The following is a 566-nucleotide window of genomic DNA, read 5'->3' as shown; positions in this document are numbered from 1 at the left end:
CGTTTTCTATCAGGAAAACCAGATTGTTACAGTTTTCTAAAGACCGGCTTAGTCCACTTTTGTGAAAACGGGTTCGTAGAAATAAAAAAAATCGAAAATTTGAAGAGAAAAAATTGTAAAAAAAAACTAGAACCATTAAGAAGAATTGTGGTGAAAATAATGAGTATTGCACGGTTAAAAAAATCCAAAGTAAAAGGTACAATTATGAACAATTTTGTTGAAGAAACCATATGAAACCAAACTCATTTGACGTGAGTAAATAATGAAGGCGGGAAAATAAAAGGAAAAAATAGAAAATAGAAAACCTACCTTATCCTCAACATTTCCTTTGATATTTTTGTTGGGAGCCATGCAAACCAATGTAGCATTCAACCCTTGATTGAAAGCATCCATGGAAACATTTTTTTGCTTTCCTTATTTTTTAAATAGACTTTTCAAAAATTCTTAATTGCTTTCCTTATTTTTTATTCTTAATTTCTTTCCTTATTTTCAAGAATAAATTTTTTGTATTTCTTATTTTTAATTACTTTCCCTATTTCTTATTATTTACATTTACATGTGTTGCC

General features: G+C 28.1%; 1 protein-coding gene. It reads left to right on the top strand.

Going from position 1 to position 566, the window contains the following annotated elements; translation table 11 throughout:
- Positions 1-234 (top strand): hypothetical protein (locus ACQY5W_RS13445; RefSeq protein WP_428025477.1); only part of this gene is annotated, 234 nt, incomplete at its 5' end.
- Positions 235-566 lie beyond the last annotated feature (332 nt).

Origin of the sequence: Arcobacter sp. (genome assembly GCF_050300555.1) — a bacterium.
In the GTDB taxonomy this organism is placed as follows: Bacteria; Campylobacterota; Campylobacteria; order Campylobacterales; family Arcobacteraceae; genus Arcobacter.
The sequence above is the reverse complement of the archived record's forward strand: the minus strand, read 5'-3'. Positions and strand labels throughout refer to the sequence as shown.